Origin of the sequence: Caminicella sporogenes DSM 14501, assembly GCF_900142285.1 — a bacterium.
GTDB classification, from domain to species: domain Bacteria; phylum Bacillota; class Clostridia; order Peptostreptococcales; family Caminicellaceae; genus Caminicella; species Caminicella sporogenes.
The window spans coordinates 31,457-55,931 of record NZ_FRAJ01000007.1; the positions used below are offsets into that span (position 1 = coordinate 31,457).

A 24,475-nucleotide genomic window follows, 5' to 3' on the forward strand; every position below is an offset into this window, starting at 1 on the left:
GAGGATTTGATTAAAAATCTTCATTTTCATAAACTAAAGAGTATTCTCTGCTAGATTTACATTCATAAATTTTTTCAATATCATCATTTATAAGATTTTCAATATTTTTATCGTACTTAAATTTGGCACATATGCCACAATTAGAGCTTAACTTTCTTGGAACGGGCATTAATTCGCATTCTAGATGATTTTGATTACAAAATCTATTAAATTTAATAGCTCCAGAATGAGTATAAAAAAGTGCTATGTACTCTTTCATTTTTTTACCTCGCTTTATTTAATTCCTTTGAGTAAATAATCTTCATTAACTTCAGAAATTTCTACTTTATATCCATTATTTTTTAAAAATCGTGATACGTTTTCCTTAGCTGTATTGTTGTCAACAATTATTTCAACATAATTCGGATTATTTTTTATTGCATTTTTTGTCATAAGTACTGGCTGTGGACAAGACATTCCCCTTGCATCTACTCTATCCAACTTTTACATCTCCTTTCACTTTTTTAGCTTTAGATGTGGACATTTCAGAATTTAAATAAGCTATTAAACCTACTATAATGAAACCAATTATTACTGCTATTTGACCATTTGTAGTAGGACCTTTTGGACTTGATGCTAATCCAAAATTATGACAAATTGCTGCTCCAACTAGCATGCCTATTACACTTATAGCAGAATCTGTATTTCCTTCTCCTGCAAGTATCAATTGTCTTAATGGGCATCCACCTAATAATACAGACCCCCAACCTACTAATACCATACCTAAAAAGTTCCATATTCCATCTGAATGTGCAACCGGTTGAGAAATGAAGCCGATTTTAAAATATCCAAGAGCTATATTTCCAATGAGAGATAAAACAAATATAGCTATAAAACCAGAAAGCAGATAAGTATCTTTAAACAAGATAAAATCTCTAATACCTCCAACCATGCAAAGTCTAGTTCTTTGAGCAACTATACCTACAATTAAACCTGCTGCTAGAGAAATAAAAATAGGAGCATGCATTGAACCAGGACCTTTTTTACTGAAGAAAATAAAGGCTGGAGCAGTTATCAATAAAATAGTTAATAAAACATTCATAAAAGGAAAGATAAATCCTTCAAGTTTAGGCTGTTTATAACTTCTTTTTAAATTAAAACCTCTATTTAAGAAAAATATTCCTAAGGCAATGCCTGTTATAAAACCAATTATGCCTACAATAGCGTTGAGGTCTCCACCACCAAGTCTAAGTATCATTCTGAGTGGACAGCCTAGAAACATTAATGCACCAATCATTACGAATATTCCTAGAGTAAATCGAATAAAAGGCGAAGAACCACCTCTTGCTTCAAATTCTCTTTTAGAATATGCAATTATAAATGCACCTAAAACTAATCCCATTACTTCGGGACGTAGATATTGAACAACAGCTGCTCTATGCATACCTAGTGCACCAGAAATATCTCTAATAAAGCAGGCAATACAAAAACCCATATTTACTGGATTACCTAATTTGACAAGTAAAACAGCTATAATTCCAACTAAAGCACCTGCAAATAAAATTCCTTTTTTTTCAGCCATTTTTAAACCCCCTATAAAAAATTTTGTTATTCTATTGTCAATTTTAACAATTGCTCCTAAAAAAGTTAAATCAAAAAAAATTATAGTTCTTTTAGTTTTATAAGATTATTTTATAGTAATAATAATTATTTTCTATTGTATTCTTATAAAGAATTATTATAAAATGCAGTTAGAGTTTAGAAACAAATTTAGTATAGTAGTTTTAAAAATTAGGGGGATAAATATATTATGAAAAGTGTTTATTTAGATAATGGAGCAACATCTTTTCCAAAAGCACCGGGTGTTGCTGAAAGTATGATTTATTATATAAATAATGTTGGTTGTAATATTAATAGAGGTGCATATGATACTTCATATGAGGCAGAAAATGTTGTATTTGAAACACGTGAATTGATTTGTAAGTTGTTTAACTTTGACAAACCGGAAAACGTTATTTTTACAAAAAATATAACAGAAAGTTTAAATATTTTAATAAAGGGACTTATTAAAAAAGGAGATCATGTAATAGTTTCATCTATGGAGCATAATGCAGTTATGCGACCTATAAATTCTCTAGTTAAAAAAGGTGTAGAGTTTTCTAGAGTAATGTGTGATGAATTTGGGCGGTTAAAATCTGAGGATATAAAAAAATATATAAAAGAAAACACGAAAGCAGTTATTATGACTCATTCTTCTAATGTTTGTGGAACTGTACTTGATTTAGAAGAGGTAGGTAAAATATGTAGAGAAAGAAATATAAAATTTATTATTGATTCTGCTCAGACTGCAGGTTTTTTAGATTTAGATTATAAAAAACTTGGTGCAGATGCAGTAGCTTTTACAGGGCATAAAGGATTATTAGGTCCACAGGGGATAGGAGGATTTATTATAAATGATAATTTAGTTAGTGAAATGGAATCTCTTATAGAAGGGGGTACTGGAAGTCTTTCAGAATATGAACTACAGCCTGATTACATGCCAGATAAATTTGAAGCAGGAACTTTAAATATTCCTGGAATTTATGGATTAAATGCAGCTTTAAAGTATTTAAATAAAGAAGGTTTAGAAGCTATACGAGAAAAAGAACTATATTTAGTAAAACATTTTTTAGAAAAAATTAATAATATAGAAGGAATTAGATTGGTAGGGAAAAATGATATTAAAGATAGAACAGGTGTAGTTTCAATAGATTTTAAAAATCATGATAATGCTGAGATTTCATATAGACTTTATAAAGAATTTGGTATAAAGACTAGATGCGGACTTCACTGTGCACCTTCAGCACATAAGACTTTAAAGACTTTTCCAAATGGAACAGTAAGGTTTAGTTTTAGTCATTTCAATACGGTTGGTGAAGTTAATTATACAGTTGATAGTATAATGAGATGTTTAAAATAAGTTATGCTACTAAAATATTGTAACTTTTTTGTTACCATTTTTATTATGAGATGATTTATAATAACACGAGATAAAAATTTAAGGAGGCTGAAAAATGAATTTAAAAAAAGCAGCAATTTCTACAGTATTAATTGCTAGTATTGCTCTTAGCGGGTGTACAATGGGTTCTTCAAATGACAACAAACAGGAAACTGATGTAAAAAAACAAGAAAATTCACAAGTTGAAATGAAAGAAACAGAAAAATTAAATTATAGTATAAATAAGGAAACATTTAAAGATGAATCAAGAAATATAACAATTTATTATCCTCAGATTAAAGAATATTCTGGAGAACTTGTGATGGATAATATAAATCAGAGTTTGAGAAAAATTGTAGACACATATGGTAAAGATAAAACTTATACAGATGTATCAATTGATTATGAAATAACAAAAAGCAGTAATGATATTTTAAGCGTATTATTTAAAGGAAAAGGTAAATTAACAGATATAGGCGAAGTAAATATTATGCAAAGTGTAAATCTTGATGTACATTCTTCAAATGAAATAAATTATGAAAATTTTGTTAAAGATGATGAAGCAGTAAGAAAGATTTTAGATAAAAAAGCTAAAGAGCAAGGTCTTAAAGATGGAGTTGAAGCAGAAGGAATAAGAGTATATTTTAAAGATAGTGATGTTGTATTTTACTATATGCCTTTAGATGATAGTGCAAAGGAATTTATAGAAGTAAGTGTGCCTTATGAAGAAATAAAGGAATATGTGAATAAAGATTTTGGAGAAAAGCCAGCGAGTTAGAGATTTATTAATTTTAAAATGTATACAGTCAAAAAAAGCCTTCAAAACGAAAAGTTTTTGAAGGCTTTTTAATTTTTTAACTACATAATAGATAATTAATTTGGGAGGCCAAGTCTATATTTTTTGTATTCCATTTTCTATTAGGACAATTAATAATTTTGTATTTGAGATTTAACTCATTTATAAATTTATAAAATTTAAAATCCAGCCATGGAGGAGTCCATGCACCAGAACGGCATATATGAATTACTGATATATCAATATTTTTAGGAAGATTTTGAAATTTAATATAATTTATATTAAATTTTTTATTAAATTCTTTGAAATCTTCTTTATTTTCATATGTATATGGACTGTATATTATTGTAGCTTTTTTTACATAATTATCTTTAAGTAGTTTACCTAACCAATTAGAGCAATTGAGTTTAAAATCTAGGGAATTTATGCCACTATAGCCTAAATCTGAATGAGCATCAAAAGAAAAGACTTCACTGCAGTTATGTTTTTTAGCGATTATATAGGAAAATTTATGAGAATCAGAGATGTATACTTTTGTGGAATTATGAATTTTGAAATATTTTTTTAGTTTATTCCAAAAAAGATATGTTTCAGGACTGACATCTATTAAGTGTTCTATATTTTTTCCTTTAATTTTATTTTCGATGTATCGTTTGTACCAAAGAGAGATAATATTTTTTTTGTTTTCGATATAAGAACTACACCATTCCTTGTTAATAGGAATAAAATAATCCCAATCAATACTTAGAAGAATTTTTCCCATAAAAATCACCTCGATAAAAATTTTCAAGGTATTGTGAAATTATAGGTAAAATTCTCTAATATAGTTTTAACTTTTTAAGTAAAATTTTTTACAATATTATTATAAAAATAATGAAATAAAAAATCAATTTTTTTGAAAATCGTATTATATACAATTATACAATTTCAATATTTGAATTATTATACGGAATATTATATAATAAAATTATTAAATGTTTGTAACAAATGGTCATGTTATAAAAATCATATAAGAATTTATTTTAATATAGTTCAAAATTGTTGACATAAAAATATAGTATAAGTATCATATATAGAAAATAAATATACGAGTTTTTTAATAAATATTCTGAAATTATCAAGGAGGAAAATTATAGTGATTAAGAAATTTAATAAAGTTTTAGTAGCAAATAGAGGGGAAATAGCTATAAGAATTTTTAGAGCATGTGCTGAGCTTGGAATTCGTTCAGTAGGTATATATTCTAAAGAAGATAAATATTCATTATTTAGAACGAAAGCTGATGAGTCATATTTAATAGGTGAGAAGAAAAAACCGATAGAAGTTTATTTGAGTATGGATGAAATTATAGACCTTGCTATTAAAAAAGGTGTAGATGCTATACATCCCGGGTATGGCTTTTTATCTGAAAATCCTGAGTTTGCCAGAAAATGCAGGAAAGCAGGTATTGAATTTATTGGACCTACAAGTGAAACCATTGAAAGTTTAGGTGATAAGATAAAGTCAAAAATATTAGCAAAAAGTGTAGGAGTTCCAACTATACCTGGAATAGATAAGCCTATTACAGATGTTGATGAAGCAATAGCATTTGCAAATGAATTTGGATATCCTGTTATTTTAAAAGCTGCTGCCGGTGGTGGCGGTAGAGGTATGAGGGTAGTTTATAATGATGAGGATTTGATTTTACAATTTAATAATGCAAAAAATGAAGCAAAAAAAGCTTTTGGTATAGATGATATATTCATAGAAAAATATTTGGAAGAACCAAAACATATAGAGGTTCAAATACTTGGGGATAAATATGGAAATATTGTCCATTTATATGAAAGAGATTGTTCAATTCAGAGAAGACATCAAAAGCTCATAGAATTTACTCCAGCAATAGCAATAAGTGAAAAGTTAAGACAGAAAATATGTAGTGATGCTTTAAAGATTGGTAGAGCAGTAAATTATATTAGTGCAGGTACAGTAGAGTTTTTAGTAGATAAGCATGGAAATTATTATTTTATTGAGATGAATCCTAGAATACAAGTAGAACATACTGTTACTGAAATGGTAACAGGTATAGACATTGTACAAAGTCAAATTCTCATTGCACAGGGTTATCCGTTAAATTCAGATAAAATAGGTATATATTCGCAAGATATGATTAAACCGAGAGGATATTCTATACAGTGCAGGATAACTACTGAAGACCCATCAAATAATTTTGCACCTGATACCGGAAAACTTGATGTGTATAGAACAGGCTCAGGATTTGGTATTAGGCTTGATGGTGGTAATGGCTATACAGGTTCTATTATTTCACCTTATTATGATAGTTTGTTAGTGAAAGTTATTTCATGGTCTAGAACATTTGAAGATGCAGTAAGAAAGGCAATACGTTCTATAAAGGAAACAAATGTAAAAGGTGTAAAGACTAATGAAGCATTTTTAATAAATGTTTTAAATCATGAGAAGTTTTTAAAAGGTCAGTGTGATACACATTTTATAGATGATACTCCAGAGCTTTTCGATATAAGACCTAAAAAAGATTATGAAACTAAGATACTGAGATTTATTGGAGAAAAGGTAGTAAATGAAACAGGTGGAAATAAGATGGATTATGATATACCACCAATACCTAAAAATGTTGATGTAGAAGGTTTAAATGGAACTAAACAATTGTTAGAAGAAAAAGGTGTAGAAGGAGTTATTGAATGGATAAAAAGTCAGAAAAAACTTCTTCTAACAGATACGACTTTTAGAGATGCTCATCAATCATTACTTGCAACTAGAGTGAGAACTAAAGATATGGTAAAAATTGCTGAGGCAACTGCTGCATTTGCAAAAGATTTGTTTTCATTAGAGATGTGGGGAGGAGCAACTTTCGATGTTGCATATAGATTTTTAAGAGAATCTCCATGGAGAAGATTACAAGACCTTAGAAAAAAAATTCCTAATATACTATTTCAAATGTTATTAAGAGGGTCTAATGCAGTCGGATATACAAATTATCCAGATAATGTAATAAGAACATTTGTTAGAGAAGCTGCATCTCAAGGAATAGATGTATTTAGAATATTTGACAGTTTAAATTGGTTAAAGGGAATGGAAGTAGCTTTAGATGAGGTTTTAAAAACTGGAAAAATAGCAGAAGTTTGTGTATGTTATACTGGAGATATTTTAGATACTAGAAGAGATAAATACTCATTGAAGTATTATATAAATAAGGCTAAAGAAATAGAAAAAATGGGTGCACATATATTGGGAATAAAAGATATGGCAGGACTTTTAAAGCCATATGCAGCAGAAAAATTAATAAAGGCTTTGAAAGAAGAAATTAGTATACCAATTCATCTTCATACACATGATACAAGTGGGAATGGAGTAGCTACACTACTGATGGCTGCTGAGGCAGGTGTAGATATAGTTGATACAGCTTTTAATGCAATGGCAGGATTGACAAGTCAACCAGCACTTAATTCTATAGTGGCAGCTCTTGAAAATACTAATTATGATACAGGGTTTGACCTAAATAAAATACAGAAGATTTCAGATTATTGGGGTGAAGTAAGAAAAGTTTATGAAACATTTGAGTCTGGTTTAAAATCAGGTACAGCTGAAATATACAGATATGAGATACCTGGTGGACAGTATTCAAATTTGAGACCTCAGGTAGAAAGTTTTGGACTAGGGCATAAATTTAATGAAGTTAAAGAAAAATATAAGGAAGTTAATGAGTTATTAGGCGATATAGTTAAAGTAACACCTTCATCTAAAGTTGTAGGCGATTTAGCAATTTTTATGATTCAAAATGATTTAACTAAAGATAATATATTGGAAAAGGGAAAAAATTTAACTTTTCCTGATTCTGTAATTTCATATTTTAAGGGTATGATGGGACAGCCTGAAGGCGGTTTTCCAGAAGAACTTCAGAAAGTAGTATTAAAAGGAGAAAAACCTATAACTTGCAGACCGGGAGAAATATTAGAACCTGTTGATTTTAGTAAGATAAAAGCTAAGCTTGAAGAAGAATTTAATATGAAAGATGTGAATATTAGAAATATATTAAGCTATGCTTTGTATCCAAAAGTATACAGCGATTATTTAAAATCTTTAAATGAATATGGACATTTATATAATTTAGAAAGTCATGTATTCTTTTATGGGTTAAAAGAAGGAGAAACTAGCGAGATAGAGCTAGATGAAGGTAAGATAATGATAGTTAAATTAGTTGAAGTAGGAAAACTTGATAAAGAGGGTTATAGAACGGTCGCTTTTGAAGTTAATGGTAATAGACGTGAAATTAAGATATTTGATAAAGGATTTGGAGAGAAAGAAAAAGTAGATGTAGTAGTAATGGCTGATCCAAATAATCAAAAGGAAATAGGAGCATCAATACCGGGAATGATTTCTAAAATATTAGTAAAAGAAGGAGAAAAAGTAGAAGAAAAACAGAGTATAGCTATAATAGAAGCTATGAAAATGGAAACAAATATTTTAGCACCTGTAAATGGTCAAGTTGAAAATATACTTGTTTCTGAAGGTCAACAAGTTAAGGCAGGACAATTGATTATTAAATTAAAATAAGGGTCGAAATCGACCCTTATTTTAATTTGCGTTTTTATAAAAAATTTTTATGTAATATACTGTATTTGCTGTAAATATATATAATTCTTGCAACTTTAAAATAGTAGCTTTATAATTGGTAGTGTAAAATATAGGAGGATAAAATATGGGTGTTAATTTTTTTAATTTTTTGAGTAAAAAGTTTAATTTAGATTTAAATGAAAAACAAAAAGAAGCAGTAACTCATAAAGACGGTCCTGTTTTAGTTTTAGCTAGTCCGGGTTCTGGAAAGACAACTGTATTAAATGCACGTATAGCATATTTAATACTAAATTGTAGGATAAATCCTAGAAATATTTTAGCTATTACATTTAGTAAAGCTGCTGCAAGAGATATGAATGACAGATTTTATAGTACATATGGAAATTTAATTCCTAATGGTATTAAATTTGCTACTATTCATAGTTTTGCTTATAAAATTGTTAGAGAATATTTTTATAAAAATAATATAAATTATGACATAATCGAAGGTAAAAGTATAAAAAAATCTTTATTAAAGACGATTTATAATAAAATAAACAGTTCAAATATAAATGATGATAAATTAGAAGAACTTTCAAATGCAATAGGGTTTGTTAAAAATTTGATGATTAATCCAAATGATATAAAAAGCTTTAATTTTCAAATTAAAAATTTTGAAAAGATATTTAAGTTGTATGAAATATATAAAAGAGAAAATGAATTTAATAAGATATTATTGGATTTTGATGATATGTTAGTTCAGGCAAATAATATATTAAAAAAAGATAGAAATATTCTTAATAAATATCAAAGATTATTTAAGTATATATTAGTAGATGAGGCACAAGATACATCTCTTATTCAAAATAAAATAATTGAAAAAGTAGCACTTCCTGAAAACAATTTATTTATGGTATGTGATGATGATCAATCGATTTTTCGGTTTAGAGGAGCTGACCCTGATTATTTATTGGATTTTAGAAAGAGATATAAAGAGGCTAGAATTATTTTTATGCAGCAGAATTATCGTTCAACAAAAAATATAGTGGATGTAAGTAATAAGTTTATTCAGAATAATTTTAAACGCTATCCTAAAAATATGTTTACGGCTAATAGTAGAAAAAGTCCTATAAGAATAATGAGGTTTTTATCAGATAAGGAGCAGATAAATTATATTGTTAATTCAATAAAAAAAGAAGAAGATTTAAGAGAAATAGCTATTTTATATAGAAATAATATATCTTCAATGAGACTAGCTCAAAGACTTTATGAAGAAAATATACTTTTTTATATGAAAGATTATTACAGAAATTTTTTTAATCATTGGGTTCTTAATGATATATTAAATTTTATTAGATTTTCTTATGATGATACAAATGTTAATTTATTAGAGTCAATATATACTAAATTTAATTCATATATATCAAAAAAAGAATTAGAATATCTAAAATATCAAGATAAAAGTAAATCTGTATTTGACAATTTAATAAATAATCCTGAAGTTAAGAGTTTTAAAAAGAGGAATTTAGCAAAATTTAAAAGAGATTTTGAAATTCTTAAAACTTTAAAACCAGTTCAGGCAATAAGATTTATTAGAAATGATTTAAAATATGATAAAAGATTGCAGGAATATTGTGAAATCATGGGATATTCATATGATTATATTAAAAATATATTAGAAATACTTGAAGAATTTTCTGTAAAGGCTGTAACGATGCAAGAATATGTTGACAATTTAAATAATTTAAGAAAAATTATGCATGAATCTAAAAATAATAAATATAAAAATGCAGTTACACTTTCAACATTACATTCATCAAAGGGATTAGAATTTAAAAAAGTTTATATGATTGACCTTATAGAAGGACAAATTCCTACTTTAGAGAGTATAAGACTTAGTGAGTTAGGAAATATGGATGCACTTGAAGAGGAGAGAAGATTATGGTATGTTGGTATGACAAGAGCTAAAGAGCATTTAGAACTACTTACTGTAGAATATAAATATAACGAATCTGTAATGCCTTCAAGATTTATAGGGGAAGTAGCAGAGCATGTAGAAAAAGGTAATAGTTTACCGTATAGAGTAAACTCTATTGTTAGACATAAAAAGTTAGGTCTTGGACTTGTTAAAAGTATAAATGGAGAAATAATAACAATAGATTTTGATGATAAAGGTGAAAAGAATTTATCTATAGATATGTGTATTAAAAGAAATTTATTAGAAGTTATAAATTATAAGGTAAATTAATGAGGAGCCTATTCAGGCTCTTTTATTTATTTTTTAAATAGTGTTGTACTGAAGGATTTGGAATTTCATATTGAACTCCTTCTATTACTATATTAGGTTCTTTTAATAAATCTATCAGTTTCATATCTACTGTTGTTGCTAATTGTTTAATAACTTTGATTTTAGGTCTAAGAGGAAAATTACTATTAATTTCTTCTATAACACCAATTTCACCATTGCTTAATTTAACTAATGTTCCTATTGGATAAGGGATTACCCTTTTTACAAATGCTCTAGCAATATCAAAGTCAAAATATCTTCCGGCAGCTCCCATTATATATTCGATAGCTTCATTTGGGGATTTAGCTTTTTTATAAGGTCTATCTGAAGTCATGGCATCATAAACATCAGCTACAGCGACTATTTTAGCTAATTTATTAATTTTATCACCAGTAAGACCGTAAGGATAACCAGAACCATCTATTCTTTCATGGTGTTGAAGAGCAATAGCTTTAGCAAATGCTGTTAATTGATAATTTTCTTTTAAATATTCATATCCTTTAAGTGGATGTTCTCTTATAAGTCTATATTCTTCATCAGTTAAAGTTCCTTCTTTGTTTAATATTTCTTTAGGAATAAAGGCATTGCCTATATCGTGCAAAAGAGCACCTATACATAGATTATAAAGTTCATTTTTATTTAGTCCGAGTTCTATACCAATGACTAAAGATAAAATAGATACACTTAAAGAATGTTCATAAGTGTAATTGTCCATATTTTTTATGTCTATTAAATTAATTAAAACATCTTTAGTTTTAGAAATATCATCTACTAAATTTTTAGATATTTCATTGAGAGAATTTAAGTGCTTTTCTTGTATAAGATTCTTTTTTTGTTTTAAAAGATTAATATTTTTTGATGAATGTTCTTTTTCTATACATTTAAATGTTTCTTTTAATGTATTGATAGTTTTTAATTTAAGTTCTGGTTTAATTATATCTTCTATTTCGTTACTGCTATATTCATCATTTATGTATATGGTATAAAAACCACTTTGTCTTATTTTTTCAATTAAACTGCTATTTAGTTTTGTTCCTTTCCTTAGAAGAATTCTTCCGTTACTGTCATATAGATTTTTGCCTAAATGAGAGCCTACTTTAACACAATTGATTGGAACAAATCTCATTTTACATTCTTCCTTTCTAGATTAATTTAATATATAAAAATATATGAAAAGTTTTTTCATAATATAATATCGGAATTTGTCGAAAAATGATTAATTGTGAAATAAGAATTTATATGGGTAAATAAGATATATGAATTAAAAATAAATATTAAACATATAATTTATTTAGTGGTACAACTTGTTTTATATAATTAGATAGGGGGATTATGATGGGTTTGACTGTACAGCAATTATTTGATTATATTGATAGATTAACAGAAAACAAATCTGGTTTGATATTGAAAGGAAATAAAGATAAGGAAAGTGTTCTATTTAAAATATATTTTGCCAATGATAAATATTATATTGATAAGTTGAAATGTGTAGAAAATAAAGAAAATGTAGAAGGGAGAGTTATTGCTGATAAGGAAGAACTGCAGAAATTTAAAGTTAAGGTTATACGTTTGTTAAATGAAATAAATGTTGAAGATATATTTATTGAATAACAGAAAATATTTAGTTGATAAAAATTAATGATTTTAATAAAATTTAGATAGGAATGGAATTTAATTATTTTAAAATAAGAGGTGTTTTAAATATGAAATATAAGACTAAAAAACTTATAGCAATAGCTGTAGTTACTATGATGGTTTTAGGAACATTTGCTAGTTTGGTATCTGCATTTGCATGGATACAATATAAATAATTTATATATAAAAATTTAAAGTTTACTAGAAAAGAAGGCTAGAGTTTTAGCCTTTATTTTTTTTAGGATAAAATGCATAGCATTTTTTACCTGAACTCTTGTAAACAATAACTGAAGGCAGCTGTTTACTTTTAAAGCCGAAATATGAGCAGCCTCTAGGATTATTTATATCCCAAGTAATAAAAAAATATTTACATTTAAAGCAGTTTATATTTGTATTTTCTGTCATAAATAAACTCCTTTTATAAAATAATTATTATATAATATAGTATAATATATTTTAGGTTAAAGGAGGTAAAAAAATGGGGGTAGATGATAAGTTTTATTATGATTATTTGATTAATGAAGCTATTAAAGTTGCTGCAAAAGCTCATGATGGGCATAGAAGAAAAGCAAGTGATATTCCATATATAGTACATCCATTTGAAGTAGCTTTAATATTACAAAAAAATGGTGCTAGTGATGAAGTAATTGCTGCAGGGATATTACATGATACTTTAGAGGATACAGATTTAACTGAAGATGATATAAAGAATATATTTGGAGAAAAAATACTTAATCTTGTGTTAAGAGCTTCAGAGGAACTTTATAATAGAGAGAACAGACCATGGGAAGACAGGAAAAAACATACTATTGATTATTCAAAAAAGGCACCACTTGAAGTAAAACTTCTTATATGTGCTGATAAACTTAGTAATATAAGAAGTATGATAAAGGATTATAAAAAAATGGGAGAAAAATTGTGGGACAAGTTTAATGCACCGTATGATAAACAGAAATGGTATTATAAAAGCTTAGTTAAAAGTTTAAAGGAACTAGATGGGTATGAAATGTATGAAGAATTTAAAGAAGCAGTAGAAGAGCTTTTTGGTTAATTTTTAAAGAAATTAGGTGGAAAATTTATGGATGGGAACATTTGCAAAATTACTAAAATAGAAATACAAAAGAAAAATAAAGATAGAGTATCTATATATATAAATGGGCAATATGGATTTGGAATACATAAAGAGATATTTTTTAAGTATGATTTTGAAGAAGGAAAAATTTTAGATAAAAAATTTATTGAAGAAATTATAAAGGAAGAAGAACAAAAGAGGGCAAATTCTTATGCATTAAAATTGTTATCATATCGTTTAAGAAGTGAAAAAGAAATCAAGGATAAAATGAATTTAAAAGGCTATGATGCAGAAGTAATAGATAAAACTGTAAAATATCTTAAAGAATATAATTATATTAATGATTTTGAATTTACAAATGAATTTGTTAGAGAAAAATTAAATAAGTTTGGGAAAAAACGTATAAAATTAGAATTGATTAACAAAGGTATAAATGAAGATATTATAGATAGTGTTTTAAATAAAGAAATAGATGATGATTTAGAATATGAAAAAGCACTTGAACTGGCTAAAAAAAAGTTAAAAGTCTATGGACAAGATGATAAAAACGGTGTATATAGGAAATTAGGTTTGTATTTGCAGAGAAAAGGATATAATTATAGAATAATTACAAAGATTTTAAAAGAAATATTATAAAAGCAAAATGGTTACTAAAGTATTGGGGGAGTTAAATAATATGAATAAAATAAAAATATTAATAGGAATGTTAATATTATTTTTAGGATTTTTTATTATGTATTTTGCCTTAGAAAGTGGGACAAAATTTATATTTTTTTTCGGGATATTATTCGGGATATTAATGTCTGTTATTGGAGCTGTAATTATATTTACATATAGATATAAGGAAAATATGAAAATTGTATATAATTATAGAAAAGCTATTGAAGAATTGAAAAAAGACCCTAATAATGAAGAGTTAATACAAAAGGCATATAAGTATGGTAAAGAGCTTTATTGCTCTAGAAGAAGTGATGGAATTTTTACAAAGAAAGATAAGAAAATATTAGAAATGGATATAGATTATGCTAGAGGCAAATTAAAATAGGGATATAAAAAACTATTTACAATCTATTTTATAATGATATAATATGTATGATGAAAAACTTACTGGACCAATGGGTAATCCATTGGTTTTTTAAATAGGAAAATGTTTAAGTTTATTTAACAAGAGAATATTTATGTTATAATTAAATAGTTAAAAAGTTTAAACTAATTTAAAATAGTTAATAATGGAAATATTAAAATAGAATAGAGGAGGACAAAGTAAATGAACTCAAAAATACTAAAAAAAGAAAATAATAGAGTTACTTTAGAAATTAAAGTAAGTGCGGAAGATTTTGAAAAGGCTATTCAGGAGTCATATATGAAGAACAGAAAAAGATTTAATATACCTGGTTTTAGAAAAGGTAAAGCTCCAAGAAAGATTATTGAAATGCAGTATGGAGAAGGTATCTTCTATGAAGATGCGATAAATATTGTACTTCCAAAGGAATACGATAAAGCTATTAAACAGCATAATTTAGAGCCAGTTGATAGACCGGATGTAGATATAGAAGAAATAAAAAAAGGTGAAGATTTAATATTTACAGCTACTGTTACTGTAAAACCTGAAGTAAATCTTGGAGAATATAAAGGTATAGAAGTTGAAAAAATTGAGTATAATGTAACTGATGAAGATGTAGAAAAAGAATTAGAAAGAATGAGAGATTTAAATGCAAGATTAGTAAATGTAGAAGATAGACCAGTTCAAAAAAATGATACTGTAATTATAGATTATAAAGGTTTTGTAGATGGAGTTCAGTTTGAAGGAGGTACTGCAGAAAATCAAAGTTTAGTAATAGGTTCAGGAAAATTTATACCGGGATTTGAAGAACAATTAATTGGTGCTAATAGAGGAGATGAAATTGAAGTTAAGGTAAAATTTCCAGAAGAATATCATGCTGATAAGTTAGCTGGCAAGGATGCAGTGTTTAAAGTAACTATTAAGGAAATCAAATTTAAAGAACTTCCTGATTTAGATGATGAGTTTGCTAAAGATGTAAGTGAATTTGATACGTTGGAAGAATTAAAAGCTGATATTAGAAAGAGATTAGAAGAAAATGCACAAAAAAGAGCTGAAAGAGAGTTAAGAGAAAAAGTTTTAGATAAAGTAGTAGAAAATGCTCAGATAGATATTCCAGAGGTTATGGTAGAAACTGAAATAGATAATATGCTTACAGATTTTGACTTTCAGTTAAGATATCAAGGATTAGATTTAGAAAAATATCTTCAATTTACAAATACAAAAATTGAAGATTTAAGAAATCAAATGAAAGATGATGCATACAATAGAGTAAAAACTTCTTTAGTATTAGAAGCTATAAAGGAAAAAGAAAATATTGAAGTTACAGATGAAGATGTAGAAAAAGAAATAGAAAAAATTGCAGAGCAAAATAAAGTATCAGTTGAAAAAATGAAAGAAACTTTTAGAGATGGAAATTATGGGTATATAAGAAATACTATTAAAGTGAGAAAAACTATAGACTTTTTAGTAGAAAATGCTAAAATAGCATAAATGAATCTGGGGGGAAGATGACTATGCCATTAGTTCCGGTGGTTGTAGAACAAACTAATAGAGGAGAAAGGTCTTACGACATATACTCTAGGCTACTTAAAGAAAGAATAATATTTTTAGGTGAAGAAATAAATGATTATACTGCAAGTTTAGTTGTTGCTCAACTTCTTTTCCTTGAAGCTGAAGATCCAGATAAAGATATTCATCTTTACATAAATAGTCCTGGTGGTTCTATAACAGCAGGAATGGCTATTTATGATACAATGCAGTATATAAAGCCTGATGTATCAACTATTTGTATTGGAATGGCTGCTAGTATGGGAGCATTTCTTCTAGCAGCAGGTGCAAAAGGAAAAAGATATGCTCTTCCTAATGCTGAAATTATGATTCATCAGCCATTGGGAGGAACAAGAGGTCAAGCAGAAGATATTAAAATACATGCAGAGAGAATTCTTAAAATGAGAGATAAACTTAATAAAATATTAAGTGAAAATACAGGTCAGCCATTAGAAAAAATTGAAAAAGATACAGATAGAGATAACTTTATGGATCCTGATGAAGCTTTAGAATATGGTTTAATCGATAAAGTTATCACTTCTAGGAAATAACAAGAGAGGTGTAATGATGTCAAGATTTGATGACAGAAAACAGTTAAAGTGCTCTTTTTGTGGAAAATCTCAAGATCAAGTTAAAAGGCTTATTGCAGGACCAAACGTATATATATGTGATGAATGTATAGAACTTTGTCAGGAAATAATCCAAGAAGAATTTGAGGAAAATTTTGATTTAGCTACTTCAGATATTCCAAAACCTACAGAAATTAAAGAAATATTAGATCAATATGTAATAGGTCAAGAAAAAGCTAAAAGAGCCTTAGCTGTTGCAGTTTATAATCATTACAAGAGAATAAATAGAGAAGTAAAATCAGATGATGTTGAGCTTCAAAAAAGTAATATACTTTTAATTGGACCTACTGGTTCAGGTAAAACTCTGCTTGCACAAACATTGGCAAAAATATTAAATGTACCTTTTGCAATAGCAGATGCTACTTCTTTAACTGAAGCAGGTTATGTAGGAGAAGATGTTGAAAATATCATTTTAAAACTAATTCAGGCAGCTGATTTTGATATCGAAAGAGCTGAAAAAGGTATCATTTATATAGATGAAATAGACAAAATAGCAAGAAAGTCTGATAATCCGTCTATAACAAGGGATGTAAGTGGAGAAGGTGTTCAACAGGCTCTTTTAAAAATTTTAGAAGGAACTGTTGCCAGTGTTCCACCTCAAGGTGGTAGAAAACATCCTCATCAAGAGTTTATTCAGATAGATACAAGTAATATACTATTTATTTGTGGTGGAGCTTTTGATGGCATAGAAAAAATAATTCAAAGTAGAATTGGTCAAAAATCTATGGGATTTGGAGCTGAGGTTCACAGTAAAAAAGAAATGGAAATAGGAAAGTTACTTGAAAGAATAGAAACTGAAGATTTATTAAAATATGGTTTAATTCCTGAGTTTGTAGGTAGAGTTCCTGTAATAGCATCTTTACATGAATTAGATGAGGAAGCATTAGTTAGAATACTTGTAGAGCCTAAAAATGCCCTTGTTAAACAATACAAAAAATTATTTGAAATGGATGGAGTAGAATTAGAATTTGAAGATGAAGCATTAAAAGCTATTGCAAAACTTGCTATAGATAGAAAAACTGGAGCTAGAGGGCTTAGGAGTATACTTGAAAGTATAATGCTCGATGTTATGTATGAAGTTCCTTCAAGGAAAGATATTGAAAAATGTATAGTTACTAAGGATACTGTGGAGAAAAAGATGACTCCTACATTAGTTATTTCTACTAACAAGAAAAAAGGTTCAAGAAAGAAGAAAAAAGAAGAAAATGTTTCATAATAGAAGATGCGAGTCTATATTGACTCGCTTTCTTAATTAATGAATATGTTGATTAAAGCTTTATATTTGTGTATAATTTGTTTTGATACTTTTATGTTATAAAAAAACTATTAATAGGTAAATATAGAATAATAAGTTATTCATTTAGTAGTAAAATCCTCAAGCAAGGGAGTTGATTAGATGGAGGATAATAAAAACAAAGTAATAAAACTGCCCCTGATACCATTAAGAGGACTTTCAATTTTTCCATATATGGTACTTCATTTTGATGTTGGAAGGGAAAAGTCTATAAAGGCTTTAGAAGAAGCTATAGTTAAAGATCAATTGATATTTTTGACTACACAAAAGGAGATAGATGTTGATTTACCTACACCAGAAGATTTTTATGAAGTAGGTACTATTTCAAAAATTAAACAAATGCTTAAATTGCCGGGGGATACAATTAGGGTTTTAGTAGAAGGAATAAGCAGAGGGAAAATAAAGAAGGTTATAGATGAAGAACCATTTTTTAGCGTAGAAGTAGAAGAATATAAGGTTAAAGAATATAAGGAAGATAAAGAGCTTGAGGCTTTTATGAGAGCAGTATTAAATAGCTTTGAAGACTACATAAGTGTGAGTAATAAAATATCACCTGAAGTATTAATAACTGTTTCTACTATAGAAGAAGCAGGGAGACTAGCAGATGTGATAGCTTCTCATATGCTTTTAAAGACAGAACAAAAACAAGAAATATTAGAAGCATTTGATCCAAAGGATAGATTAGAAGTATTATATAAACTTCTTTTAAAAGAAATTGAAATATTGGAAGTTGAAAAGGAAATAAATACAAAAGTAAGAAAACAGATAAATAGATTGCAAAAAGAATATTATTTAAAAGAACAATTAAAAGCTATAAGAGAAGAACTTGGAGAAGATGGAGAATATGACAGTGAGATAGAAGAATTTTATGAGAGAATTGAAAAGGCTAAACTTCCTAAAGAAGTAGAAAAGAAGGTGTATAAGGAAATTGATAGACTTTCTAAGTTAGCTCCGGGTTCAGCTGAAGGTGGAGTGATAAGAACTTATGTCAATTGGATATTAGATTTGCCTTGGAATAAAAAAACAAAAGATAATATAGACATAAAAAGAGCAAAAAAAATACTTGATGAAGACCATTATGGTTTACATTTTGTAAAAGAAAGAATATTAGAGTATTTGGCAATAAGAAAACTTGCAAAAAATATGAAAGGACCTATCATATGTTTAGTAGGACCACCTGGAGTTGGAAAAACTTCAATAGCGAGGTCTATTGCGAGGTCATTGAACAGAAAATTTGTAAGAATGTCATTAGGTGGAGTAAGAGATGAAGCAGAAATAAGAGGTCATAGGAGAACTTATGTAGGAGCTATTCCGGGAAGAATTATTTCTGCTATTAAAGATGCAGGATTTAAGAATCCAGTATTTTTATTTGATGAAATAGATAAATTAAATAGTGATTTTAGAGGAGACCCTGCTTCAGCACTTCTTGAAGTACTTGACCCAGAACAAAATAAGGAGTTTACAGATCGCTATTTAGAAGTACCTTTTGACCTTTCAAATGTAATGTTTATTACGACAGCAAATAGTTTAGGGACAATACCTAGACCGCTTCTTGATAGAATGGAAGTAATAGAAGTTTCTGGTTATACAGAAGAAGAAAAAATTGTTATAGCTGAAAAGTATCTTGTTCCAAAACAAATAAAAGAACATGGTATGAAAAAAAATAATTTACAAATTTCAAAAAGTACATTAAGAGATATAGTCAATTATTATACTAGAGAATCTGGAGTAAGAGAGCTTGAAAGACAAATAGCTACAATTTGTCGTAAAGCTGCTAGGCAAATAGTTGAAAATAATAAAAAAGTAATAAGAGTTACTAAATCAAATCTTAAAAATTATTTAGGTATTCCTAAGTATAGATATGAAAAAGTGAGAAATGAACATGAAGTTGGTATAGCTACAGGTCTTGCTTGGACAAGGGTAGGTGGAGATACATTATTTATAGAAGTAACTCCTATGAAAGGGACAGGAAAATTAGTTCTAACAGGTCAGCTTGGAGATGTAATGAAAGAATCTGCAAGAGCAGGTCTTAGCTATATTCGTTCAAAAGCAGGTGAGCTAAATATTGATGAAGAATTTTATAAGAATTTAGATATTCACATACATATACCTGAAGGTGCTATACCTAAAGATGGTCCATCAGCAGGTATAACTATGGCTACTGCTGTAATATCAGCTCTATCAGGTATTCCAATTAACAAATATGTAGCTATGACAGGTGAAATTACTTTAAGAGGAAGAGTTTTACCTGTAGGTGGAATAAAAGAAAAAGTACTTGCTGCTAATAGAGCAGGTATAAAGAAAGTATTGTTGCCAATTGAAAATAAAAAAGATTTATCAGAAATACCTGAATCAGTAAAGAAAAAATTAGAATTTGTATTTGTAAGTCATATGGATCAAGTTTTAGAACATGCACTTGTAAAGGGAGATAGGAAAGATGAAAATTAAGAGTTCAGAGTTTATTATTAGTGCTGTTAAACCTAGTCAGTATCCGCAAACTCATATGCCAGAGATAGCTTTAGCTGGCAGGTCAAATGTAGGCAAATCTTCTTTAATAAACATGCTTGTTAACAGAAAAAAGTTAGCTAAAACTAGTTCAGTACCCGGAAAGACACAAACCATAAATTTTTATTTAATAAACAATGAATTTCATTTAGTAGATTTACCGGGATACGGTTATGCCAAAGTTTCTAAAAGAAGTCAAGAAGAGTGGGGGAAGATTATAGAAACTTATCTTACTTCTAGAGAAAATTTGGTTGAAGTTTTACAATTAGTCGATATAAGACATAAACCTACTGTTCAGGATAAACAAATGTATGAATGGATAAAACATTTTGGATTTAAAGGAATAGTAGTTGCAACAAAGCTTGATAAGATAAAAAGAAGTCAAAGACAGAAACAAATAAGTATTATAAGAAAAGAATTAGGTATGGATAAAGATGATGTGCTCATTCCTGTTTCGTCTTTGAATAGAGAGGGAAAAGAAGAACTTTGGGAAGTAATTTGCAGTATATTTATAGATAAAGGATTAAATATAACTATAGAAAAAGCAGCTGAGCTTTAAGCTCAGCTGTTTTTTTAATACTATTGTTAACTCGTTCAATAATAAAAGTTGACAATTTTAAGTTGTTTAGTTTACAATTATTTTGAATAATGTAAATACTATAAAAAATAGGGGGGATAACAAAGAGGAATTTTATTAAATGAAAAGTACGAGCTATTTGGAATAGCGATAAGGAGTAAGGAGTGAAGGTTTTGGCAAAAGGGCTATTTGTCATAGGGACAGATACAGACGTGGGCAAGACATTTATTACGGCTGGAATTGTTTATATTTTAAGAAAAAATAATTATAATGCAGTAAGTTTTAAACCTGTACAAAGTGGTGGAATAATATGTAATTCAAAATTAGTATCAGGTGATATTGAATTTATAAAAAGAGTAGCGGGATTAAAAGAAGAATATTGTAGTATGAATTCTTATTGTCTAAAAGAGGCAGTATCACCTCACATAGCAGCTGAAAGAGAAAATATTAATATAGATGTATATAGAATAATTGACGATTATCAAAAATTAAAAGATAAGTATGACTTTATTATTGTAGAAGGGGCTGGAGGAGTTATTGTTCCTCTTATTCGAAATAAATATTATATTTATGATTTAATAAAGGATTTAAATATACCTGTTGTTATAGTAGCAAGAGCAGGAGTTGGTACAATTAATCATACTGTTTTGACAGTAAATTATATTAAGAGTTTAGGAATAAATGTAAAAGGGATAATTATTAACAATTATAGTGGGAATTTTTATGAGGATGACAATATTGAAGTAATTAAGAAAATAACAAAAGTAGATGTAGTTGGTGTAGTGAATAAATTAGATTTAAAAGGAAATGAAGACGATATTTCAAAGATAAGGCAGGAATTTGAAAAGAGTTTAAAAATACAAGATATTTTAAATATGTTTTAAAATTTTTTACAGGTATTAATATAAAGGGGAGATTATAATGAATAAAATGAAAAATCTTCAGCAGAAAGATTTAAAATATATTTGGCATCCATGTTCACAAATGAAAGATTATGAAGATTTTCCGCCTATTATTATAAAAAAAGGAAAAGGAGTATTTTTAGAGGATATAAATGGTAAGAAATATTTAGATGCGGTATCTTCATGGTGGGTAAATTTATTTGGACATTCAAATCAGAGAATAAATGATGCACTGTATAGACAAGCAAATAAAATAGAACACGTTATATTTGCTAATTTTTCTCATGAAGCTGCAATTGAGTTAGCAGAGAGGATTGTAAAAATTACTCCAGCGGGTTTAAATAAAGTCTTTTTTGGAGATAACGGTTCTTCGGCAATAGAAATTGCACTAAAGCTTAGTTTTCAATATCATCAGCAGTTGGGAAAAACTAAAAAAACTAAATTTGTGGCTTTAAGTAATGCATATCATGGAGAAACTATAGGAGCACTTTCAGTTGGAGGTGTCGATTTATATAGTAAAATATATAAACCGTTGTTATTGGAAGTGATAAGACCTAAGGGACCAGATTGTTATAGATGTAGATATGGTTTAGATAGAAAGAGCTGCATGGCAGAGTGCTTTGAGGATTTAGAAAAGGAAGTAATTGACAAGCATGAAGAAATAACAGCTATTATAATTGAACCGATGGTTCAAGCTGCAGCTGGAATGAAAATATATTCGGAAAAATATCTTAAAAAGTTGAGAAAATTGTGTGATGACTATGATATTAATCTAATAGCCGATGAAATTGCAGTAGGGTTTGGAAGAACAGGTGAAATGTTTGCCTGCAATCATGCAGATATATCACCAGATATTATGTGCGTTTCAAAAGGGTTAACAGCAGGATATTTACCATTATCATTAGCTATAATGACAGATAAGATTTATGATGTTTTTTATGATGATTATTCTTCTATGAAGGCATTTTTGCATAGTCATAGCTATTCAGGAAATCCTCTTGGATGTGCTGTTGCAGTAGAAACTTTGAAAATTTTTAAGGAAGATAATATCATAGAGAAAAATAAGATTAAAGCTCAGATATTAAGGAAGAAAGTTGAAGAAAAAATTGATGATGTTCCTCATGTAGGAGAATATAGACAAATTGGAATGATAGGAGCAATAGAACTTGTAAAAGATAAGAAAACGAAGGAGAGCTTTGATTGGAGAGAAAGAGTTGGTTATCAAATTTACAAAAGAGCAGTTGAAAAAGGTGTTTTATTAAGACCTCTTGGAAATATAATTTATTTTATGCCACCTTATATTATAAGTGAAGAAGAAATAGACTTTATGGTTCAGACTGCAATAGATTCTATATTAGAATATTTTAAGTAGACTAATATATTAGTAAATATGAATTATATGAGCTTAAAAATTGGTACTGATGATTTCAGTACCAATTTTTAAGCATTATTGATTTACACTTTTTTTCTTTTTTAATAATGACATAAAGTCTATTTCAGCAACTAACATTCCCATAAGAATTAGTGCTGCTCCAACAAATCCTTTGAAACTTAACACTTCACCAGCAACAAAATAGGCAAATATAGCTGCAAAAACTGGTTCGCCTGTATAAATTAGAGCTGTATGTGTTGGAGTAGTAAATTTTTGAGCAGCATTTTGTACAATAAAAGCTCCAGAAGTACATATTACGCTTAATACTAAAATATTAAACCAGACCATACTTATAGGTGGGAGTATAGGTTTTTCTATTGCTAAAGAAGTAAATAAACTTAATATTCCAACAACACCTATTTGTATAATTGCTAGAGCTATAGAATCTACTTTTACTGTATATTTGCCAACTGTAATTATGTGCATTGCAAATGCAAATGTTGAAATAAATGTATATAAATCTCCAATATTAAGAGATATACTTTCATTTAAAGTAAGTAGTGCAAGACCTATGAGAGCTACTATTGCTCCTAAAATAGCAGATTTTTCAGGTGATTTATTTAAAAAAATTGATGAAAGACTTGGAACTAATACTACAGAAATTCCAGTAATAAATGCAGATTTAGAAGCAGTAGTATAATTAAGACCTACTGTTTGAAATGCATAGCCACTAAATAATATAAAACCAATGAGTATTCCATATTTTAAAGTATCTTTATCAATTTTTTTCATATTTTTATAAAAGATTAATGAAGAAATAGTAAATGCTAATATAAATCTTATAGCCAAAAAATTATAAGTTCCTAATGAGTTAAGAGAGTTTTTAGTTAATATAAAAGAAGCACCCCAGCTTATTGTTATAATGAGAAGTGCTAAATCAGCTTTTGACTGTTTAGTCATTTTTTCATTCCTCCTAAGCATAGATTTATTTATAAAATTTAGTTTCAAATAACTATACTATATTTTATCATTAATAGCAGATATTTTTAATAAAAAATAAAGAGACTAGAAAAACTAGCCTCTTATTCAATAGGTTCAAACATATCTTTTCCAACGCCACAAATTGGACAAACCCAATCATCTGGAATATCTTCAAAAGCAGTTCCCGGAGCTATGCCTCCGTCAGGGTCACCTACTGCTGGGTCATATTCATATCCACATGGTATACATCTATATTTTTTCATTTAAAAAACTCCCTTCTGTTAATGA

22 protein-coding genes are annotated in these 24,475 nt (G+C 28.0%); 15 read left to right on the plus strand and 7 right to left on the minus strand.

Features of this window, described 5'->3' with window-relative positions; translation table 11 throughout:
- Window positions 1–10 precede the first annotated feature (10 nt).
- Genes BUA90_RS04955 through yedE form a run of 3 tightly spaced genes read right to left on the minus strand, consistent with a single transcriptional unit; the run spans window position 11 to window position 1,561 of the window.
- A complete protein-coding gene (locus BUA90_RS04955) occupies window positions 11–259 on the minus strand; it encodes a putative Se/S carrier protein (RefSeq protein ID WP_072966288.1) in 249 nt (82 codons plus the stop codon).
- A 14-nt stretch (window positions 260–273) separates the two neighbouring features.
- Window positions 274–480: a sulfurtransferase TusA family protein gene (locus BUA90_RS04960; protein ID WP_072966289.1), complete on the minus strand. Its 207-nt coding sequence runs from the start codon at window positions 478–480 to the stop codon at window positions 274–276.
- On the minus strand, window positions 473–1,561 hold the full coding sequence (gene yedE, locus BUA90_RS04965) for a YedE family putative selenium transporter (protein ID WP_072966290.1): 1,089 nt from the start codon (window positions 1,559–1,561) through the stop codon (window positions 473–475). The genes BUA90_RS04960 and yedE overlap by 8 nt, the downstream gene beginning before the upstream one ends.
- Window positions 1,562–1,789: 228 nt before the next feature.
- On the opposite strand from yedE, the gene BUA90_RS04970 reads away from it, so the two are divergent.
- Together BUA90_RS04970 and BUA90_RS04975 are read left to right on the plus strand one after the other, a co-directional pair.
- The gene (locus tag BUA90_RS04970; protein ID WP_072966291.1) at window positions 1,790–2,938 is read left to right on the plus strand and encodes an aminotransferase class V-fold PLP-dependent enzyme; all 1,149 of its coding nucleotides are present in this window, start codon (window positions 1,790–1,792) and stop codon (window positions 2,936–2,938) included.
- A gap of 94 nt (window positions 2,939–3,032) precedes the next feature.
- A complete protein-coding gene (locus BUA90_RS04975) occupies window positions 3,033–3,734 on the plus strand; it encodes a hypothetical protein (protein ID WP_072966292.1) in 702 nt (233 codons plus the stop codon).
- Between the two features lie 76 nt (window positions 3,735–3,810).
- Here the strand turns inward: BUA90_RS04975 and BUA90_RS04980 are convergent, their stop codons facing one another.
- On the minus strand, window positions 3,811–4,515 hold the full coding sequence (locus BUA90_RS04980; RefSeq protein WP_072966293.1) for an arginase: 705 nt from the start codon (window positions 4,513–4,515) through the stop codon (window positions 3,811–3,813).
- A gap of 369 nt (window positions 4,516–4,884) precedes the next feature.
- Here BUA90_RS04980 and BUA90_RS04985 point away from each other — a divergent pair, with 369 nt between their 5' ends.
- Together BUA90_RS04985 and BUA90_RS04990 are read left to right on the plus strand one after the other, a co-directional pair.
- Window positions 4,885–8,322 (plus strand): pyruvate carboxylase, encoded by a 3,438-nt coding sequence (locus BUA90_RS04985; protein WP_094756740.1) that lies wholly within the window; start codon window positions 4,885–4,887, stop codon window positions 8,320–8,322.
- 145 nt (window positions 8,323–8,467) lie between these two features.
- Window positions 8,468–10,570, plus strand: coding sequence for an ATP-dependent helicase (locus tag BUA90_RS04990; protein ID WP_072966295.1), 2,103 nt, complete (start codon window positions 8,468–8,470; stop codon window positions 10,568–10,570).
- Window positions 10,571–10,592: 22 nt separating this feature from the next.
- Here BUA90_RS04990 and BUA90_RS04995 read toward each other — a convergent pair whose 3' ends face one another.
- Window positions 10,593–11,735 (minus strand): HD-GYP domain-containing protein, encoded by a 1,143-nt coding sequence (locus BUA90_RS04995; RefSeq protein ID WP_072966296.1) that lies wholly within the window; start codon window positions 11,733–11,735, stop codon window positions 10,593–10,595.
- Window positions 11,736–11,944: 209 nt separating this feature from the next.
- Here BUA90_RS04995 and BUA90_RS05000 point away from each other — a divergent pair, with 209 nt between their 5' ends.
- From BUA90_RS05000 to bioA, 11 genes are all read left to right on the plus strand, one after another.
- Window positions 11,945–12,220, plus strand: a complete 276-nt coding sequence (locus tag BUA90_RS05000; RefSeq protein WP_072966297.1) for a hypothetical protein — start codon at window positions 11,945–11,947, stop codon at window positions 12,218–12,220.
- A gap of 502 nt (window positions 12,221–12,722) precedes the next feature.
- Window positions 12,723–13,295, plus strand: coding sequence for an HD domain-containing protein (locus BUA90_RS05010; RefSeq protein WP_094756741.1), 573 nt, complete (start codon window positions 12,723–12,725; stop codon window positions 13,293–13,295).
- Window positions 13,296–13,322: 27 nt separating this feature from the next.
- Window positions 13,323–13,952: a regulatory protein RecX gene (locus BUA90_RS05015; RefSeq protein ID WP_072966299.1), complete on the plus strand. Its 630-nt coding sequence runs from the start codon at window positions 13,323–13,325 to the stop codon at window positions 13,950–13,952.
- A gap of 40 nt (window positions 13,953–13,992) precedes the next feature.
- Window positions 13,993–14,361 carry a hypothetical protein gene (locus BUA90_RS05020; protein ID WP_072966300.1) on the plus strand — a complete coding sequence of 123 codons (369 nt, stop codon included), beginning with the start codon at window positions 13,993–13,995 and terminating at the stop codon, window positions 14,359–14,361.
- A 222-nt stretch (window positions 14,362–14,583) separates the two neighbouring features.
- Window positions 14,584–15,870, plus strand: a complete 1,287-nt coding sequence (gene tig, locus BUA90_RS05025; protein ID WP_072966301.1) for a trigger factor — start codon at window positions 14,584–14,586, stop codon at window positions 15,868–15,870.
- A 23-nt stretch (window positions 15,871–15,893) separates the two neighbouring features.
- A complete protein-coding gene (gene clpP, locus BUA90_RS05030; protein ID WP_072966302.1) occupies window positions 15,894–16,478 on the plus strand; it encodes an ATP-dependent Clp endopeptidase proteolytic subunit ClpP in 585 nt (194 codons plus the stop codon).
- A 16-nt stretch (window positions 16,479–16,494) separates the two neighbouring features.
- The gene (clpX, locus tag BUA90_RS05035) at window positions 16,495–17,772 is read left to right on the plus strand and encodes an ATP-dependent Clp protease ATP-binding subunit ClpX (RefSeq protein WP_072966303.1); all 1,278 of its coding nucleotides are present in this window, start codon (window positions 16,495–16,497) and stop codon (window positions 17,770–17,772) included.
- Between the two features lie 180 nt (window positions 17,773–17,952).
- Window positions 17,953–20,298: an endopeptidase La gene (gene lon, locus BUA90_RS05040; protein ID WP_072966304.1), complete on the plus strand. Its 2,346-nt coding sequence runs from the start codon at window positions 17,953–17,955 to the stop codon at window positions 20,296–20,298.
- A complete protein-coding gene (gene yihA / locus BUA90_RS05045) occupies window positions 20,288–20,914 on the plus strand; it encodes a ribosome biogenesis GTP-binding protein YihA/YsxC (protein WP_072966305.1) in 627 nt (208 codons plus the stop codon). The genes lon and yihA overlap by 11 nt, the downstream gene beginning before the upstream one ends.
- 191 nt (window positions 20,915–21,105) lie before the next feature.
- The gene (gene bioD / locus BUA90_RS05050) at window positions 21,106–21,816 is read left to right on the plus strand and encodes a dethiobiotin synthase (protein WP_072966306.1); all 711 of its coding nucleotides are present in this window, start codon (window positions 21,106–21,108) and stop codon (window positions 21,814–21,816) included.
- A 37-nt stretch (window positions 21,817–21,853) separates the two neighbouring features.
- The gene (gene bioA, locus BUA90_RS05055; protein ID WP_330390665.1) at window positions 21,854–23,206 is read left to right on the plus strand and encodes an adenosylmethionine--8-amino-7-oxononanoate transaminase; all 1,353 of its coding nucleotides are present in this window, start codon (window positions 21,854–21,856) and stop codon (window positions 23,204–23,206) included.
- Between the two features lie 75 nt (window positions 23,207–23,281).
- Here the strand turns inward: bioA and BUA90_RS05060 are convergent, their stop codons facing one another.
- Together BUA90_RS05060 and rd are read right to left on the minus strand one after the other, a co-directional pair.
- Window positions 23,282–24,166, minus strand: coding sequence for a DMT family transporter (locus BUA90_RS05060; protein ID WP_072966307.1), 885 nt, complete (start codon window positions 24,164–24,166; stop codon window positions 23,282–23,284).
- Window positions 24,167–24,288: 122 nt separating this feature from the next.
- Window positions 24,289–24,450: a rubredoxin gene (gene rd, locus BUA90_RS05065; RefSeq protein WP_072966308.1), complete on the minus strand. Its 162-nt coding sequence runs from the start codon at window positions 24,448–24,450 to the stop codon at window positions 24,289–24,291.
- Window positions 24,451–24,475: the final 25 nt, after the last annotated feature.